The 296-nt window shown below is 48.6% G+C and carries 1 tRNA gene; it reads right to left on the bottom strand.

Annotated features, from left to right (window positions below):
- Positions 1-50 precede the first annotated feature (50 nt).
- Positions 51-126 (bottom strand) — tRNA-Ala (locus HW115_RS19560).
- Positions 127-296 lie beyond the last annotated feature (170 nt).

The following is a 296-nucleotide window of genomic DNA, read 5'->3' as shown; positions in this document are numbered from 1 at the left end:
AATCACCCATCACTAACCAAACCATTACAAATTGCCGCCGTAGGCGGCATTGGTGGAGGTAACCGGATTCGAACCGATGACATCCTGCTTGCAAAGCAGGCGCTCTACCAACTGAGCTATACCCCCTTAATAGAGAGGGCGGTTACTTTGTTTATTAGGAAAAGTTAAGATTGAATTGTGCACTGCGGCCGCTCCTTCGGGCGCGCATTAAATAAATAAGTCGTGGACAGCTTTCGCCATTCCACTCAAACACCATCGTGATTGCTCACTTTAGGTGTCGACCTTTTGCAGGGACC

The sequence above is a fragment of the Oceaniferula marina genome, assembly GCF_013391475.1.
GTDB classification, from domain to species: Bacteria; Verrucomicrobiota; Verrucomicrobiia; order Verrucomicrobiales; family Akkermansiaceae; genus Oceaniferula; species Oceaniferula marina.
This window is presented reverse-complemented; position numbering and strand designations above follow the sequence as displayed.